Source organism: Acidocella facilis ATCC 35904 (assembly GCF_000687875.1).
In the GTDB taxonomy this organism is placed as follows: domain Bacteria; phylum Pseudomonadota; class Alphaproteobacteria; order Acetobacterales; family Acetobacteraceae; genus Acidocella; species Acidocella facilis.
In genome coordinates this window covers 105,001-122,208 of sequence record NZ_JHYG01000005.1, presented here as the reverse complement: position 1 = coordinate 122,208, position 17,208 = coordinate 105,001, and the positions used below count along the sequence as shown (strand labels likewise).

The window sequence follows — 17,208 nt, the reverse complement described above, 5'->3', positions numbered from 1 at the left end:
CAGACGACGCGGGAAACCTCACATGACCAGCACCCACCCGGAGGGCCATGCCCATGCCCCGGCCAGCGAGTATGACATCGATTTCGATACCCCCGCCCGGCAGGGATGGCAGCGTTTCGGTAAATTTCTGGCGCTGAATGTCGCGGCGGTGGTGTTCGGGCTGCTGTTTATCGGCGCGCTGACAGTCTGGCGCTAATCTTCCGCGATCACCTGACGCAACAGGCGGCGCTTGGTGTCGGCGAAGCCCATTTTGCGGTAAAGGCTGTAGGCGCGTTCATTATGCGCCTCCACCTCCAGCAGCAGGACGCGGATGCCGACCTCGCGCGCCGCCGCGATGGCGAGTTCCACCGCTTGTCGGCCCAGCCCCTGGCCGCGCAAAGCCGGGATCAGATAGATATCGTCAATGAACCCGTCAGTGCCGCCATTCTCGACGCTGTAGCCCAGCGTGAGCACGAAAAAGCCGGCTGGCGCGCCCTCATGTTCGAGCAAAAAGGCGGGGGCCAGGGCTTCACCCGCGCAGATATGGGCGATGGTGGCTTCTCCGGCCGCATCCAGCGGGGAGCCGTCTTCCAGGTGGAAATCCCGGCACATTTGCAGGAACAAGTCGGTGTCGGCCGGGGTGGCGCGGCGGGTGGTCAGGCTGGACATGGTCATTTGACTCGGATGCTTGCGGCGCGTTCCTCGGCGACATCCAGCATCGCTTCCGCCGCGTTGCGGAAAATCAGGCGCCAGAGGCCGCGCGGCGGCTTGGGTTTCAGCCAAAGCGGGCGGGCTTTCTCGCCGCCGAGGGTTTTTACGATTTGCTCGACATCGCCGAAGCCATCGATCAGCCCGAGGGCTTTGGCCTGCTCGCCCAGCATGTAGCCGCCATCGAAAATGCGGGTTTCATCGCTGGTCAGGCGGCTGCCACGGCGGCTGCGGACCCAGTCCTTGAACATCACATGGATATCGTCGAGCAGGCTTTGGGTGAAGGCTTCGTCCTCGGCGCGGCGCGGCGCGAACATGTCGTTGCGGCGCTTGTTCTCGCCGGCGGTGAGGGTGCGGCGCTCGATGCCATAGCGGGCGATGAAATCGCTGAGGCCAAAGCCCTCCGTCACCACCCCGATGGAGCCGACGATGGAGAGGCGCGAGGCGTAGATCTCATCCGCCGCGCAGGCCAGCCAATAGCCGCCCGAGGCGCCGAGATCGCCGATCACGGCGGTGACCTTGATGTCAGTTTTTTCAGCCCGGCGGCGGATCAGCTGGCCAATCAGGTCAGACTGGGTGGCCGAGCCGCCAGGGCTCTCGATCGCCAGCACCAGATGGCCGGATTTCTTGGCCAGCGCAAAGCCGCGCTCCAGCAACGGGGCGCAGCCTTCGAGGTTCAACATGCCCGGCCGCGCGGCGATGATGCCGCGCAGCTGGACCACGGGAATTTTAGGCTTTGAAAAAGGGAGCCACATGGCTCCCTTATCCGTCATTCCGCGGCGGAGGCAAGCTGTGCGGCGCGGCGTTCGGTGTCGTACATATAGTCGCGGGTGAGCTTCAGGGCTTCCTGCTGGCGCACCAGCTGGATCTGGAAGTTCATATGGTCGGAGAGGCGGAAGGTCAGCTCGGAGCCGGAGAGATAGAATTCAAACATCCGGCAGAAGCGTTCGTCATAAAGCGAGGCGATCGTATCCCGGTTGGCGGCGAAGCGCCGGCGCCAATGCGCCAGGGTCTTGGCGTAATGCAGGCGCAGGATTTCGATATCCGTGGTGCGCAGCCCCGCTTTCTCCACCGGCCCCAGAACCTCGGAGAGGGCAGGGGAGTAACCGCCGGGGAAGATATATTTGGCGATCCAGGGGTTTGTGGCACCGGGCCCGTCAAAGCGGCCGATGGAGTGGATCAGCGCCACGCCATCCGGCTTCAGGCAGGATTTCACGGTCCTGAAGAAGGTTTCGTAATTCGGCGCGCCGACATGCTCGAACATGCCGACCGAGACGACGCGGTCGAATTGCCGGTCCATGGCGCGGTAATCGATCAGTTCGAAATTGACGCGATCTTCCAGCCCTTCCTGCTTGGCGCGGGCACGGGCGGCGGCCAGCTGCTCCTCGGAGAGCGTGATGCCGGTGACCTTGGCGCCGAACTCCTTGGCCAAGGTGAGGGCCATTCCGCCCCAGCCACAGCCGATATCAAGCACTTCGAGGTCAGGCCGGTCCAGCTTCAGCTTGGCGGCGATGTGACGCTTCTTGGCCAGCTGGGCTTCTTCCAGGGTCACCTCGTCCGAGGTGAAATAGGCGCAGCTATATTGCCGGTCGCGGTCGAGAAAGAGGGAGTAAAGGCGTCCGTTCAAATCATAATGATGGGCGACATTGGTCTTGGCGCGAATCGCGTTGTTGGCCTGCAGGACGGGGCGCAGCAGCCGGCCGAGCGTTTGGGCGATTCTCATGTTGGGGAGAGTGATGTCCCGGAGATTATCCATCATCACGCACAGCACGTCGTGGATGGAACAGTTCAGCGGGATCAAGGTTTCGTTCATATAGGCTTCGCCGACGGCGAGGCCTGGATTTAGGGCCAATCCCTTAACGGCTTCGTTATCTTTAAGTCGTATGCCGGCCTTGAACCCCTCGCTCCCCCCATATTCGGTCCGTGACCCATCAGGCCACAATACGAGGAGGGAACCGCGCCGCACCAGTTTGACTAGGCAGCGATCCAAAAGCTTTCGATACAGCCAGATCACGTCAGTCTCCTTGTCTCAAGACTGAACGTAGCTAGTTATTAACCACCGCTAAAAGAAGATGTTCAAGAAAAAAGGCCCTTACATTTTTTGCAAGGGCCTCTTTTAATCGACGGGACGCGGGAATGAGTGCGGGGCCTGATTAGGCCGCCGGTTCCTCTTCTTCCTGGCCGAAGAGCGGGCCAAGATCCGGCTGCTCGTCTTCCTCGCGGGCAATGGTCTCGCCACGCGCCTGCTTCTCCGCCTCTTCGACGGAGCGGGCGGCGTTCACCTTGATCTCGATATGGACTTCCGGGTGCAGCTCGACACGCACGGCGGAAATGCCCAGATTCTTGATCGGGTGCACCAGCAGGACCTGGTTACGCTCGATGCCAAGGCCGGCCGCGGTGGCGGCTTCGGCGATGTCGCGGCTGGAGACGGAACCGTAGAGCGCGCCGGCCTCGGAGGCTTGGCGGATCAGGGTCACGGTCAGGCCATCGACGCGCTCGGCCACACGCTCGGCTTCCTCGCGGCGCTTCAGGTTCTGCGCTTCGAGATGAGCGCGCTCCTTTTCGAAGCGCTCCTTGTTCGCCTTGGTGGCGCGCACGGCCTTCGCCTGCGGCAGCAGGAAGTTGCGGGCATAGCCCGGCTTCACCTTCACCAGCTCGCCCATCTGGCCCAGCTTCTCGACGCGCTGGAGCAGGATCAGTTCAATGTTTGCCATTGGTCTCTATCCTTCCTCAGCTCAGCACATACGGCAGCAGCGCCAGGAAGCGGGCGCGCTTGATGGCTTTCGCCAGCTCACGCTGCTTCTTGCCGGAGACGGCGGTGATGCGGGACGGGACGATCTTGCCGCGCTCCGAGAGGAAGCGGGACAGCAGACGCACATCCTTGTAATCGATCGCCGGCGCGTTGGGGCCGGAGAATGGGCAGGATTTCTTCCGGCGGAAGAACGGGCGGCGGGCGCCAACGGCGGGGCGGCGCAGGCCGGTGGTCGGTTCGTTGGTCTCGGACATTAGACGTCCTCCTCAGCGGAATACTCGTCACGGTCGGCGCGGAATTCGTCGCGGGCGCGGAATTCCTCACGCTCGTCGAAGCCGCGCTTGCGGCCGGATTCAAAGCGGCCAGCCGGCTTCGGACCACGGAAATTGCGGTCACGCTCATCAGCCTTGCGGGAGAGAATCGCGGAGGGCTCCTCGTTGATCTCTTCGACGCGCACCGTCATGAAGCGCAGCACGTCTTCATTCAGGGTCAGCTGGCGCTCCATTTCCTGCACGGCGGCGGAGGGGGCATCGAGACCGAGCAGGATGTAGTGGCCCTTGCGGTTCTTCTTGATGCGGTACGCGAGCGGGCGCAGGCCCCAATATTCGCGCTTCTGGATGGCACCGCCATCGGTTTCAATGGTCTGGATCGCGGCGTCGGCGACGGCGTCAGCCTGCGCCTGGGTGATCTCGCTGCGCGCGATCACCACGGTTTCATATAACGGCATATGTCCCCCCTCTGGCTTGATCAGCTCAGGCCCTGGTCAGGGCCGCCCGGAATTGGGGTGAGCATAGCCGGGCACGATGCCACGCACCCGGCAGGGAAGGCGCGGCTTAAGCATGACGGGGCGGGGAGTTCAAGAGGAATTGTTGGAAATCTGTACGAAAAGCCAGGATTGGTCAGGCATGGCAGGCCATCGCCGCTGGCGGGGTCAACGGGCGGCGGTCAGAGGGCGAGGGTGGCTTCCATGATGTCCGGTTCCTCGGGCATGCGGGCGAGGCTGAAGCCGAGCCGTTTGATGAAGGCCAGCATCGGCGCGTTATCCGCCAGAATCTGGCCGGAAATCTCTTTCACCCCCTGGGCGCGGCCCCATTCGATGACGCTGTTCATCAGCGCCGTGCCGAGGCCGAAGGTCTTGGCGCCGGGATCGATGGCGACGGCGAATTCGGCCGAGGTGCCGTCGGTGTCGTTGCAGACCAGCCGGGCGACGCCGACCGTGTCGCCCGTCGCCTCATGCACGGCGATCATCGCCATCTCGCGGGAATAATCGACATCGGCGAGGCGCACGATCTGCTCGATCGGCAATTGCTTCATCGGCGAGAAAAACCGGTAGCGCATATCTTCCGAGGAGAAGCGCGCGATCATCTCGGCATGGGCGTCGGCATCCTCGGGGCGGATCGGGCGCAGCAGGAAATTCTGGCCGCGGGCGGTGTAATGGCGGATCAGCTCACTCGGGTAAGGCGGGATGACCAGAGCCGGGCGCGTGGCGCCGGCAGGGCGCAGCCAGATGCGGGCGCTGGCCGCCACCGCGCCGAGCGGTGAGGCGAAGAGAGGGTCGATATCGAGCGCCTGGATTTCAGGGGTATCGATGATCAGCTGCGAGACCCGGACCAAGGTCGCGGCGATGGCCTCTTCATCCGCCGCCGCCTGGCCGCGATGCGCCACCAACTGGCGCGCGATCGGGGCGCGGTGGATCATCGCATGCGCCAAAGTGAGGTTGAGCGGCGGCAGGCCGGTGCTGAGATGGGAGATGGTCTCAGGGTCGCCGCCACCTTCGCCAAAGCTGATCACGGGGCCCAGCATCGGGTCGTCACTGACTCGGATCCGCAGCATGGTGCCGTGGGGCGCCTGCGCCTGTACGACGAAACCTGCCTTGCTGATATCTGCCTTCAGGCTCTGCAGCTGGTTCAAAATCGCGCGGGCGGCGGCGAGGACGGCGTCGGGGTCGGGCAGGTTAAGCACCACGGAGCCGGCCAGCAGGTGGGTCGGCATGTCCGGATGGGCGAGTTTCAGGACCGCCGGAAAGCCCAGCGTCGCGGCGGCAGCGGCGGCTTCGCCCGGGGTGTTGACGTGGCGGCTCTCCAGTGTCGGGATATGATAGGCGCCGATGATCGCCAGCGCCTCGTCCTGCACCAGCTGGTCGCGCCGCTCGGCCCGGGCGGCTTCGATGCGTCCCATCACGCTGGCGCTGTTAGGCTGTACCTGCAGCACCGCGGCGGCGGGAAGCTCGCGCGCCTGGGCGCGGTTGCGGCGGTTTTCCAGCAGATGCCGGAAGCCGGCGATGGCGGCCTCCGGACTATCGAAACAGGCCAGCCGTGCCTGGCTCAGCGTATGCCGGTGGCCAAGCCCGGTGGCCTCGCCCATGGCGGCGATCAGCAACGGGATCTTCACGGTCTTCGCGCAGGCGGTCAGCGCCGCGATCGCGGCGCCGTCATCCTCGCCAGAAGGCGCGTGGATGACCAGAATGCCGCCAATCTCCGGCGCCGAGGAGAGCAGGGCGGCGATGTCGGCCATCGCGGTCGGGCTTTTCTTGCCGGCGAAAATCGGCCCGGTGGCGGGCGGCACCCGGTCGGCGGCGAGGCTGAGGATTTGCGCCGATTCTGGGGAGAGGGTGGCGAGTTTCAGCCCGGCGCGCAGCGCCTCATCGGCGGCCAGGCGCCCGAGAGAGACTGAATTGGTGACGATGGCGAGGGTTTCGCCGCGGGCGGGCTTCACCCGGGTCAGCGTCTCGGCCGCGGCCAGGAATTCGCTGACCGAAGCGGTGAGCAGCACGCCGGCCCGTGCCAGAGCGGCTTCCATCCCGGCATAGGCGCCACCGCTCGGGTCCTTCAGCCGCAAACCAGGGGCAATGGCGACCACCGGGCGCAGCCGTGCCGCCATGCGCGCGGCGGAGAAAAAGGCGCGCGGGTCGCGTAGCCGGTCGATCTCGACCATGATTGCCGCCGTGCCGGGGTCACGGCCGAGATGGTCGAGCACCAGCCCGAAGCCGATTGTCGCATCATTGCCGCCAATGCCGATCAGATGGCTGAACCCAACCTTGTTCGGCACCGCCCAGTCGATGACCGTGCGGGCGATGGCGGAGGACTGGCCGACCAGCGCCACGCGGCCTTTCCCCGGCACAAACGGCAGGGGGCTGGCATTTAGCCCCAGCCCGGGCAGCACCATGCCGAAACTATGCGGCCCGAGGGTGCGGATGCCGGCCGCCAGCGCCATCTCGCGCAGGCCGGGGCCTTGCATATAAGACAGGACAATGGCGCCCCGCGCCCCGCGCGCCGCATGCGCGGCCAGGGCGGCCGGAATGTCCGGCGCGTCGTCCGCGACCAGCGCCAGATCGGCATTCACTACCGGATCATGCTCGGCCGTGCCGATGGGGCCGGCAAAGCCGCCGGCGCGCAGATGCGCCAGCACTTTTGCGCCAAGCCTGGTCAGGCTGCCGCTGAGGCAGATGGAGGCCGGGTGGAACAGGCGTGCCGGATCGAAATGCCGCTTCGCCGCGGTGGTCATGATGCGCCTCCTGCTTGTCCCCGCTATACACCGGGGGCGAGGCTGTATCCATGTCGCCTGCCCTGGCGGGGGGGAAGCGACCTGGGGTATGAGACAGGCGCATGGACTCCTACGACCCTCCCTCCACCGGCCTGCCCTCGCGTCTCCCGCCCAGTAATATCGAGGCTGAACAGGCGCTGCTGGGCGCGCTTCTGGCGAATAACAAGGCGTTCGAGCGCGTTTCGGACTTCCTGGCGCCCGAGCATTTCGCCGACCCGATTCATGGCCGGATCTTTCAGGCCATCGCGCGGCGGTGCGAGCAAAATCAGGTGGCCGACCCGATCACTTTGCGTGCCGAATTGGAGCACTCCGGCGTGCTGGAGGAGGTGGGCGGCACAGCCTATCTGGCGCAGCTGCTCTCCGCCATGGTCGGCATCATCAATGCCGGCGATTACGGGCGGCTGATCCATGATGCCTGGCTGCGCCGGCAACTGATCGATATCGGCGAGGTGATGGTGAATGACGCCTTCGCCTCGGAAGCCGAGCTGGACGGCAAGGCGCAGATCGAGCGCTCCGAGCAGGCCTTGTTCAATCTCGCCACCAAGGGCGGCGCCGAAGGCAAGGGGATCTCCTTTCACGACGCGCTGGTCGCGGCGATCGAGCTGGCGGAAAAGGCGTTCCGCAACCAGGGCTCGGTCTCCGGCCTGGATACCGGCCTGCGGGATTTGAACAAGCGCACCGGTGGTCTGCATAAGTCGGACCTGGTGATTCTCGCCGGGCGCCCCGGCATGGGCAAGACCGCTCTGGTGACCAAGATTGCCTTCGGGGCCGCCAAGGCGATGCTGAATAATGCCCGGGCCGAGAACCCGAACGCCATGGCCAATCAATGTGTGGCGATCTTTTCGCTGGAAATGAGCGCGGACCAGCTGGCCACCCGTCTGCTGGCCGAGCAGGCGCGGGTTTCGGGCGACAAGATCCGGCGTGGCGAGATCTCGACCAAGGATTTTGACACCTTCGTGCGGGTCAGCCGGGAGATCGCGGACGTGCCGTTGGTGATCGACGATACCCCGGCGATCACCCTCTCCGCCTTGCGCACCCGTTGCCGGCGCTTGCAGCGTACCCAGGGGCTGGGGCTGGTGATCGTGGATTATTTGCAGCTGATGCGCCCGGCCTTGGGCACCAAGCCGGAAAGCCGCGTGCTGGAAATCAGCCAGATCACCCAGGGGTTGAAAGCCATCGCCAAGGAGTTGGCGGTGCCGGTGATTGCCCTCTCTCAGCTCTCGCGTTCGGTGGAAAGCCGCGACGACAAGCGCCCGCAGCTCTCGGATCTGCGTGAATCCGGCTCCATCGAGCAGGATGCCGACATGGTGATGTTCATCTACCGCGATGAATATTACCTGGCGCAGCGCGAGCCGAAGATCACCACCTTCGAGAACGAGGCGAAATATCAGGAGGCGCATGAGAAATGGAAGGCGGATATGCAGTCCGTTTACCAGAAGGCCGAGCTGATCGTCGCCAAGCAGCGTCACGGCCCTACCGGCAAAATCGATTTGCTGTTCGAAGGCGAGTTCACCAGGTTCGAAAATCTCGATACCCACCATAATGATGAGATGATGTGACGGCCTTTCTCGACATCGATCTCGGCGCTGTCGTTGCCAATTGGCGGCTGCTGGCGGGGATGACCAAGGGTGAGGCCGCTTCGGTGGTGAAGGCCGACGCCTATGGGCTGGGTGCGGCGCGGGTGGCGCCGGCCCTGGCGGCGGCGGGCTGCACGACCTTTTTTACCGCGCATCTGGCGGAAGCGGTGGCGCTACGGGAAATTCTGCCCGATGCGCGGATTTTGGCGTTGAACGGGGTGGCGCCGCATAGCGCGGCGGCTTTCATCGCACACAGGCTGATCCCGGTTCTGGGTTCGCTGCATGATGTCGAGCAATGGCGCGCGGCGGCCGGCCGGCTGGAGCGCAAATTGCCGGCCTTTCTGCACCTGGAAACGGGCATGAACCGGCTGGGCCTCTCCGTGCAGGAATTGACGGTTTTGCGGGAGGAGCCGGCGCGGCTGGAGGGGATCGTGGTTGACACGGTGATGACCCATCTCATTGCCGCCGAGATGCCGGATGATCCACGCAACCGCGACCAGTTGGCCCGGTTTCTGGCGCTGGCGGGGCAATTTCCGGGGGCGAAACGCAGCATCGCGAATTCGCCCGGCAGTTTCCTGGGCGAGGCGTTTCATCTGGATCTGATCCGTCCAGGGGCTGCGCTGTACGGGCTCAATACCAGCCCCGCGCAGGCCCAGCCGATGCGGCCGGCGGTCAGGTTGCGGGCGCCGATCCTGCAGATCCATGACATTCAGCCCGGCACCTCGGTTGGCTATGGCGGTGCCTGGACCGCGCAGCGTCTCAGCCGGATTGCCACCATCGGCGTAGGCTATGCGGATGGACTGCATCGCAGCCTTTCAAATCGCGGCAGCGCGGTTTTTGACGATACCCCGGTTCCCCTGGTAGGCCGGGTGTCGATGGATCTATCCACCTTCGACGTGACCGACGTGCCGGCCAAGCCGGGCGATCTGCTCACCCTCCTCGATCCGGCCCATGGTCCGGATGCGCTTGGACGTGAAGCGCAGACCATCGGCTATGAAATACTGACCTCTTTGGGGCGCCGCTATGAGCGGCGATATATCGACGCATGACGATCCTGTTGGATGCGGTGGCCTGGCTCGGCGCGCTCGTGCTTGGGGTCGTGGAGTATATCGGCGAGCTGGGGATCTTCGCGCTGCGCGGTGTGTCGCATATGGTCCGGCCGCCCTTTTATCCGCGCCAGCTGGCCCGCGCCTTTATGGAAATCGGTTTTTTCTCGCTGCCGGTGGTGGCGCTCACCGCCTTGTTCACCGGCATGGTGCTGGCGCTGCAATCCTATACCGGCTTTTCCCGCTTCGGCGCGGAAAGCGCCATTGCCTCGGTGGTGGTGCTCTCGGTGACGCGCGAGTTGGGGCCGGTTTTGGCCGGGCTGATGGTCTCCGGGCGCGCCGGTGCGGCGATCGCCGCCGAGCTGGGCACGATGCGGGTGACGGACCAGATTGACGCGCTTTCCACCTTATCCACCGATCCGATGAAATATCTCGTGGCGCCGCGCTTGCTGGCCGCGGCCATCGCCTTGCCGCTGTTGGTGATGATGGCCGATATTCTGGGGGTGATGGGCGGGTTTCTGGTGGCGACGCAGAAATTGGGCTTCTCCTCCGGCGGGTACCTCACCAGCACATTTTCCAATCTGCAGAGCCAGGATGTCGTCTCCGGCCTGATCAAGGCGGCGGTGTTCGGGTTCGTGATCGCGCTGATGGGCTGCTTTAATGGCTATCGCTCGCGCGGCGGCGCCCAGGGCGTCGGCGCGGCGACGACCTCGGCGGTGGTCTCGGCCTCCATTCTGATTCTGGCGCTCGATTACGTGCTGACACAGGTGTTGTTCGTCAAATGAGCGAGATTAAAATCCGTATCCGGGGGCTAAAGAAGCATTTCGGGACGAAGAAGGTGCTGGATGGGGTGGATCTCGATATCGCCGCCGGCACCGGGCTGGTGGTGATCGGCGGGTCCGGCACCGGCAAGTCGGTGTTGCTGAAATCCATACTCGGGCTGGTCACCCCTGACGCCGGGGTGATCGAGATTGACGAGGTGGATGTGCTGAAGGCCCCCGCCGCGCAGGCGCGGGCTTTGCGTCAGCAGATCGGCATGCTGTTCCAGAACGGCGCCTTGTTCGATTCTTTGTCGGTCTGGGAAAATGTCGCCTTCGGCCCGCTGGCGCAGCGCAAGGTGAGCCGGGCGAAGGCCAGGGATCAGGCCATCGAGGTTTTGGCCCAGGTCGGGCTGGGGGCGGATGTGGCGGGCTTGTCGCCCTCCGAACTCTCCGGCGGCATGCAAAAACGCGTCGGCCTGGCGCGGGCGATCGCTGCGCGGCCGGCGATCATGTTCTTCGACGAGCCGACGACGGGGCTGGACCCGATCATGGGGGCAGTCATCGACGAATTGATCGTCGATTGCGTTAAAAAGCTGGGCAGCACCTCGATCGCCATCACCCATGACATGGCCTCCGCCCAGCGCATCGGCGACAAGGCGGCGATGCTTTATGATGGGCGGATCAGCTGGACCGGCCCAGCGCCGGAGCTGCTGACCACGACCGATCCGGTGGTGGAGCAATTCACCCACGGGCGCGCGCACGGGCCGATCAAGATGGCGCTCAGGAAATAGCCAGCCTCAGAGGCTGAGAGCGAGGGGTGCGAAATCCCCCGTTTGCGCATTCCGGGGAATGGTGACGATGTCGCAGGGCAGGTAGCGGGAGATCGCGGCTGCGGTTTCGGCGGTGGGCACCGGGGCCACCGGGCTTTCATTCAAAAGAATCGCCCGGATGGGAATATCCCGGCGCAACAGGAACTCCGCCGTGGTGATGCAATGGCTGATGCTGCCCAGATAGCTGCCGGTGACCAGCAGCACCGGGAGGTTCAGATCCTTGATCCAATCCGCTGTCATCCGGGTCTCGGTCAAAGGAACCGCCGCGCCGCCGGCCCCCTCGATCAGCGTTGTCCCCCGCGCCAACTCGGCACGGCAGAAGGCGAGCAAGGCCTCATAAGAGATGCTCTGGCCTTCGCGCGCCGCGGCCATGTCAGGCGAAAGCGGCGCCTTGAAGCGCCAGGGGGTGATGGCGGCGATTTGCGCGGCATCAACGGTCCGGCCCATCGCGGCAAGCAGATGGCCGGAATCGGATTCGGCGGCGTTGCCATCCTCGAACCCGGATAAAAGCGGTTTGATGGCCCGCAAGGCCGGGTTGGCGCGCAAAAGCCCGGCCGTGCAGAAGGTTTTACCGGTATCGGTGCCAGTGGCGGTGACAAAATAGCCTTTCATGCCGCCTGCACTACCCCGAATAGCCGGCATGGGCCACCGGGTCTTTCCTCAGAGTTTGCTTGAGGTTAGTCTGGAGGATATTGCCGCGTCTGGAGTGTTCTGCGCCGTGCCTGAAAGCCATATCGAAATCCGTGCCCGTTGGACCCGCGCCGAGGTGCAGGCCTTGTTGGATCTGCCCTTTCCGGAGCTGCTGTTCCGGGCGATGAGCGTTCACCGCGCGCATTTCGACCCGACGCGCGTGCAGATTTCGACCCTGCTCTCGATCAAGACCGGCGGCTGCCCGGAGGATTGCGGCTATTGCCCGCAGGCCGCCGAGTACGAGACCGGGACCAAGGCCTCCAAGCTGATGGCGGTGGAAAAGGTGCTGGAAGAGGCGCGTGCCGCGAAGGAAAAAGGCGCTGGCCGCTTCTGCATGGGGGCTGCCTGGCGCAGCCCGAAGGATCATGATCTCGACACGGTATGCCAGATGATCGAAGGCGTGAAGGCGCTGGGTATGGAAACCTGCGTGACGCTGGGCATGTTGGACCCGTTCCAGAGCCGGAAGCTGAAGGCGGCGGGGCTGGATTATTACAATCACAACCTGGATACCTCGCCCGAATATTACGGTAAGGTGATCACCACCCGGACCTACCAGGACCGGCTGAATACGCTGGATGCGGTGCGTGACGCGGGCATCAATGTCTGCTGTGGCGGCATCGTCGGCATGGGCGAGGATGAGAGCGACCGCGCCGGGCTGATCGCCACCTTGGCCAGCCTGCCGACTCCGCCGGAATCCGTGCCTATCAACGCGCTGGTCGCGGTCGAGGGTACCCCGCTGGCGAAGGCGGAGCGGATCGACCCGATCGATTTCGTGCGGGTTGTCGCGGTGGCGCGCATCACCATGCCGAAGAGCTATGTGCGTCTCTCCGCCGGCCGTGAGGCGATGAGCGACGAGGCGCAGGCGCTGTGCTTCATGGCGGGGGCGAACTCGATCTTCCATGGCGAAAAGCTGCTGACCACAAAGAACGCCACAGTGCCGCGCGATGAGGCGCTGTTCGCCAAGCTGGGTCTGCAGCCGGCGCAGTAAGATGTCCTGGTTGGAGACCGGCTGGCGGCATGTCTGGCTGCCTTATGCGCAGATGCAGACAGCGCCGTTGCCGATGCCTGTGGCGCGCACCGAGGGGGCACGGATCATCCTTGAGGATGGGCGCGCGCTTATTGATGGCATCGCGAGCTGGTGGACGGCCTGCCATGGCTATAACCACCCGCATCTGCGCCAGGAAGTGGCCCGGCAGCTGGAGGCGATGCCGCATGTGATGTTCGGCGGGCTGGCGCATGAAGCGGCGTATAAGCTTTCCACACGTCTCGCCGCACTGATGCCGGGTGACCTGAACCGCGTTTTTTTCACCGATTCCGGCTCGGTCGCGGTCGAAGTCGCGATCAAGATCGCGGTGCAGTCCCGGTTGAATCGCGGGTTGCGGGGGCGGACCAAGGTGCTGGCATTCGCCGGCGGGTATCATGGCGATACGATCGGCACGATGGCGGTCTGCGATCCTGAGGAAGGGATGCACAGCCTCTTTGCCGGGCTATTGCCGGACAATCCGGTGGTGCCGCTGCCACGGGATGCCGCGAGCATCGCGGCCTTTGAGGCGCTGCTGGCGCGCGAGCATCAGAGCCTTGCCGCGATCATCGTCGAGCCGCTGGTGCAGGGCGCCGGGGGGATGGTGTTTCACGAGCCTGCTGTGCTGCAGAGGCTCCGCGCGGCGGCGGACCATTATGACCTGACTTTGATTTTCGATGAGATTTTCACCGGTTTCGGGCGCACCGGGAGCATGTTTGCCTTCGAGCAGGCGGGGGTGGCGCCGGATATCGTCACCTTGTCCAAGGCGCTGACCGGGGGGACCAGCCCGTTGGCCGCGACCATCGCGACCGACCGGCTGTTTGAGACCTTCCTCTCGGACAGCCCGATGACCGCCTTGATGCATGGCCCGACCTATATGGCGCATGCGCTTGGCTGTGCCGCGGCCAATGCCTCGCTGGATCTGTTTGAAACCGAGCCGCGCTTGCAGCAGGTGGCGGCGATTTCCGTACAGCTGGCGCGCGAGCTGGAGCCCTGCCGGGAGCTGCCTGGGGTGAAGGATGTCAGGGTGATTGGGGCCATCGGCGTCGTGCAGCTGGACGCGATCAAGAACCCCGCTGGGCTGCGCCAGAAGCTGATGGCGCAAGGTGTGTGGATCAGGCCGTTCCGGGATATTGTGTACCTCACACCGGCGTTCACAATCTCGCCGGACGAGCTCTCATGCCTGACCAGAGCCATGTTCAAGGTGCTCTCCGGCGGCTGACCTGTTTGTTGCGGCTTGCCAACAAGGCGGCGTGGTGCAACCTATGGGCGTAAATGCCGCAAGCCGCTCACCTTCTTCTGCGCAGCGATGCCAAGCTCAGGCCGGCCTGGGCGATGTTCGATCGTGGCTGGTATCTGCATCATTATCCCGATGCGCGGGCATTATGTGTGGATGCCCCTGAAGCGGCGGCGTTGGACTATTATCTTCAGGTCGGGGCCAGGCTGGGGCACAGCCCTTCACCATTATTCGACGAAGCCTATTATCTCGCCAGCAACCCGGACGTGGCGGCGCTGGTGCGATCCGGCCAATACGCGTCCGGGTTCGATCATTACTGCCAGCATGGCTGGCGCGGCGTCTCCCCGCATTGGCTGTTCGACGACGCGCTCTATGCCGAACTTTACGACGATATGAGCCTGGAGAATCTCGAACTTCACGGCTGTTTCGGGCGCTATGATCATTATCTGCGCTCTGGGCAGCGCGAAGCGCGGGTGGGGCATTATCTGTTCGATGCGCCCTATTACCGCGACCAGGCTCTGGCAGCTTCTTGCACGATGGAGGAAATCGACGGGCCGGGCCCCTATGTTCATTTTCTGGCCTGTCTAGGCTCTGGCCGTGACGAGCTGGCGCCGTCGATCTATTTTGACCCGGCATGGTATGTTGAACAGCATCCCGTGGCGAAGCAGGCGATTTTGCGCGGCGATTATCTCGCCGCCCTGCATCACTATCTCACCAACGACACGCCGGAGCTGTTCGATCCCGTCCCGCAATTCTCCGAGCGTTTCTATCGCCAGCGTTATCCGGATATTGATGCGGCCATCGCGGCGGGGTTGTACCGCAACGCCTATCAGCAATTCGTCCAGCACGGATGCTTCGAGTTACGGCAGCCATCGGCCGAGATCGACCTCGCCTATTATCGCGATATGCGCAGATCCGTGCGCGATGCGTTGAACGCCGGATTGTTTCGCGATGCCTTCGCGCATTTCAGGCGCGCCGGATTGGCGGAGGGGCTGGCGTACAGCCCGCCGGTCAAACGCCCCGGGCTGGAAGAATATCCCGCCCGCGAGGGCTTCATCCGCAAGGCCCGGGCCGATCTCGCTTTGTTTGCGCGGCAAGGGCTGGATTTCGGCTTTGCCGGCGCGCCGGAGGTCGCGGTGATCATGGTCGCGTATGGGCGCTTTGAGCTGACCATGCGAAGCTTGGCGTCGCTGCGGCAGAATTTTGGGGGGAAGATCCAACTCATCCTGGTCGATAATGCCTCAGAGGATGATACGCGCCGGATCGAGCACTATGTGCGGGGGATGGCGCTGCTCAGAAACCCGCAGAATGTTGGGTTCCTGAAGGCGTGTAACCAGGCCTTGGCGCATGTTGCGGCACCTTGCCTGCTTTATCTGAATAACGACGTTGCGCTGGGATTTGGCGCCGTCGCGTCTGCCATGGCGCGGCTCAGCGCCGCTGCGGATATCGGCGCGGTGTGTGGCAAGATCGTCCGAACCCATGGCTGCCTGCAGGAAGCGGGCTCGATCATCTGGGATGACGGAACCACAAGCGGCTATTTGCGCGGCGAATCCCCGCTCGCGCCGGGAGCCAATTTCGTGCGGGATGTCGATTATGGCTCCGCCGTCTTTCTGCTTTGCCGCACGGCGCTGGTGAAGGCGCTGGCCGGTTTCGACGAAGCCTTCGTGCCGGCCTATTATGAAGATGCGGATTTATGCGTGCGCATGTTGCAGGCCGGATACAGGATTGTTTACGATCCCGCGGTCAGCGTCGAGCATCTGGAATTCGGTAGCGCGGTGACACCGGAAGCATCCATGGCGCTGATGCGGCGCGGACGGCGCATTTTTCGCGAGCGACATAAGGCGTTTCTGCAAGCGCAGCCATCGCCTGGCAGGCAGACCCCGACGCGGGCGCGCGCGAGGAGCGGCCGGCCCAAGCTGCTCTTCATCGAAGATACGGTCCCCTTGCGGCGTCTTGGCTCAGGGTTTGTGCGCTCGAATGACATTGTCCACGCGATAGACCGAGCCGGTTACGATGTTCACGTCTTTCCGATGAACGGCGCGCCATATGACGTGATGAGCCTGCTGGGCGACATGCCAGCGCGGGCGGAAGTGCTTTATGACCGGGCGTTCGGCGACATCAAGGCGTTTTTAAGCGAGCGGCGAGAGGATTATCAGCGCATCTGGGTCGCGCGAACGCATAATCTGCGCCGGCTGCGCACGCTGCTCATCGAATCCGGCAATGAGGTGCCGGTGATTCTGGACACAGAGGCGCTCGCCAGTTGCCGCGCTGCGACGAAAGCCGCGATGATGCGAACAGGCTTTGATCTCGACACAGTGCTCCAGGCGGAGTTCGCTGACCTTCCTGATTTGGCGCGTATCATTGCGGTCAATCAGGCTGAGGCGCAGCTCTTACAGCGCGTGCGTGGCCAGACCGTTGAGATATTAGGAACCTGCCGCGAGGCGACGCCGACAAAACCAGGATTCGCGGCGCGTAGCGGGTTGCTTTTCATCGGTGCGGTTCATGAAGCGGACGCGCCCAACGCCGATTCGTTAAATTATTATACCCAAGAGATTTTTCCGGTTTTGGCGCAAGCCTCCGTGTCTGCGCCGCTGCTCACTGTCGCGGGATATTGCGCGACAGGCATTGAACTTGCCGGGTTGAAGTTGAGCGAGGGGGTGAGGGCGCTTGGCGAGGTGGCGCAGACCAGGCCGCTATATGAAGCCGCACGGATTTTCGTGGCGCCGACGCGCTTTGCCGCTGGTACGCCCTACAAAATTTACGAGGCTGCGGCGCACGGTGTGCCTTGCATTGTGACGACGCTTCTGGCCGAGCAGCTTGGCTGGCGGGATGGCGAGGAGGTATTGGCTGTGCCAACGCTCGACGCCGAAGCCTTTGCCAGGGCAATTCTGCGTCTCGACTCCGATGAAGCTTTGTGGACCAGGCTGCGTGCGAACGCCTTGAAGCGGTTGCGCCGGGAGAATGGCATTGCCGCGTTCCAGGCGCGGGTTCAGCAGATTTTAACGCCGTAAGGCGGCAAGGGATTTTTTGCGTGCTCGTCAGGGGTAAATCGTCGCGCGTTAAG

At 63.9% G+C, this 17,208-nt stretch carries 16 protein-coding genes; 8 read left to right on the top strand and 8 right to left on the bottom strand.

The features are described from left to right. The first annotated feature begins 22 nt into the window (after window positions 1-22). Window positions 23-196, top strand: coding sequence for a hypothetical protein (locus T331_RS19855; protein ID WP_155992649.1), 174 nt, complete (start codon window positions 23-25; stop codon window positions 194-196). On the opposite strand, the gene T331_RS19160 is transcribed toward T331_RS19855, so the two are convergent. From T331_RS19160 to T331_RS0108190, 7 genes are all read right to left on the bottom strand, one after another. Beyond that, the gene (locus tag T331_RS19160; protein ID WP_051622257.1) at window positions 193-654 is read right to left on the bottom strand and encodes a GNAT family N-acetyltransferase; all 462 of its coding nucleotides are present in this window, start codon (window positions 652-654) and stop codon (window positions 193-195) included. The two genes, T331_RS19855 and T331_RS19160, sit on opposite strands and share 4 nt — an antisense overlap. Beyond that, complete coding sequence (locus T331_RS0108215; RefSeq protein ID WP_155992648.1) at window positions 651-1,409, bottom strand: S49 family peptidase; 759 nt, start codon at window positions 1,407-1,409, stop codon at window positions 651-653. The genes T331_RS19160 and T331_RS0108215 overlap by 4 nt, the downstream gene beginning before the upstream one ends. A gap of 47 nt (window positions 1,410-1,456) precedes the next feature. Continuing rightward, window positions 1,457-2,692, bottom strand: a complete 1,236-nt coding sequence (locus tag T331_RS0108210; RefSeq protein WP_035179721.1) for an SAM-dependent methyltransferase — start codon at window positions 2,690-2,692, stop codon at window positions 1,457-1,459. A 148-nt stretch (window positions 2,693-2,840) separates the two neighbouring features. Beyond that, window positions 2,841-3,401: a 50S ribosomal protein L9 gene (gene rplI / locus T331_RS0108205; RefSeq protein WP_026439653.1), complete on the bottom strand. Its 561-nt coding sequence runs from the start codon at window positions 3,399-3,401 to the stop codon at window positions 2,841-2,843. A 16-nt stretch (window positions 3,402-3,417) separates the two neighbouring features. Then, window positions 3,418-3,693, bottom strand: coding sequence for a 30S ribosomal protein S18 (rpsR, locus tag T331_RS0108200; protein ID WP_008494494.1), 276 nt, complete (start codon window positions 3,691-3,693; stop codon window positions 3,418-3,420). After that, window positions 3,693-4,166 carry a 30S ribosomal protein S6 gene (gene rpsF / locus T331_RS0108195; RefSeq protein WP_026439652.1) on the bottom strand — a complete coding sequence of 158 codons (474 nt, stop codon included), beginning with the start codon at window positions 4,164-4,166 and terminating at the stop codon, window positions 3,693-3,695. Before rpsF ends, rpsR begins: the two co-directional genes overlap by 1 nt. 218 nt (window positions 4,167-4,384) lie before the next feature. Next, on the bottom strand, window positions 4,385-6,943 hold the full coding sequence (locus tag T331_RS0108190) for a bifunctional acetate--CoA ligase family protein/GNAT family N-acetyltransferase (RefSeq protein ID WP_035179640.1): 2,559 nt from the start codon (window positions 6,941-6,943) through the stop codon (window positions 4,385-4,387). A 101-nt stretch (window positions 6,944-7,044) separates the two neighbouring features. Between T331_RS0108190 and T331_RS0108185 the strand changes: the two genes are divergently transcribed. Genes T331_RS0108185 through T331_RS0108170 form a run of 4 tightly spaced genes read left to right on the top strand, consistent with a single transcriptional unit; the run spans window position 7,045 to window position 11,157 of the window. Continuing rightward, the gene (locus tag T331_RS0108185; RefSeq protein ID WP_008494497.1) at window positions 7,045-8,541 is read left to right on the top strand and encodes a replicative DNA helicase; all 1,497 of its coding nucleotides are present in this window, start codon (window positions 7,045-7,047) and stop codon (window positions 8,539-8,541) included. Next, entirely contained in the window at window positions 8,538-9,608 is a 1,071-nt protein-coding gene (gene alr, locus T331_RS0108180; RefSeq protein WP_026439650.1) for an alanine racemase, read from the top strand. The genes T331_RS0108185 and alr overlap by 4 nt, the downstream gene beginning before the upstream one ends. After that, window positions 9,605-10,390, top strand: coding sequence for an MlaE family ABC transporter permease (locus T331_RS0108175; RefSeq protein ID WP_026439649.1), 786 nt, complete (start codon window positions 9,605-9,607; stop codon window positions 10,388-10,390). The genes alr and T331_RS0108175 overlap by 4 nt, the downstream gene beginning before the upstream one ends. Then, complete coding sequence (locus tag T331_RS0108170) at window positions 10,387-11,157, top strand: ABC transporter ATP-binding protein (RefSeq protein ID WP_026439648.1); 771 nt, start codon at window positions 10,387-10,389, stop codon at window positions 11,155-11,157. Before T331_RS0108175 ends, T331_RS0108170 begins: the two co-directional genes overlap by 4 nt. Window positions 11,158-11,163: 6 nt before the next feature. On the opposite strand, the gene bioD is transcribed toward T331_RS0108170, so the two are convergent. Beyond that, a complete protein-coding gene (bioD, locus tag T331_RS17810; protein ID WP_035179637.1) occupies window positions 11,164-11,808 on the bottom strand; it encodes a dethiobiotin synthase in 645 nt (214 codons plus the stop codon). 94 nt (window positions 11,809-11,902) lie between these two features. On the opposite strand from bioD, the gene bioB reads away from it, so the two are divergent. From bioB to T331_RS0108150, 3 genes are read left to right on the top strand one after another with little or no spacing between them, the layout of a single operon-like run. Then, the gene (gene bioB, locus T331_RS0108160) at window positions 11,903-12,874 is read left to right on the top strand and encodes a biotin synthase BioB (RefSeq protein ID WP_026439647.1); all 972 of its coding nucleotides are present in this window, start codon (window positions 11,903-11,905) and stop codon (window positions 12,872-12,874) included. 1 nt (window position 12,875) lies between these two features. Continuing rightward, window positions 12,876-14,129: an adenosylmethionine--8-amino-7-oxononanoate transaminase gene (locus T331_RS0108155; protein WP_026439646.1), complete on the top strand. Its 1,254-nt coding sequence runs from the start codon at window positions 12,876-12,878 to the stop codon at window positions 14,127-14,129. 53 nt (window positions 14,130-14,182) lie between these two features. Next, complete coding sequence (locus tag T331_RS0108150; RefSeq protein WP_026439645.1) at window positions 14,183-17,155, top strand: glycosyltransferase; 2,973 nt, start codon at window positions 14,183-14,185, stop codon at window positions 17,153-17,155. Window positions 17,156-17,208: the final 53 nt, after the last annotated feature.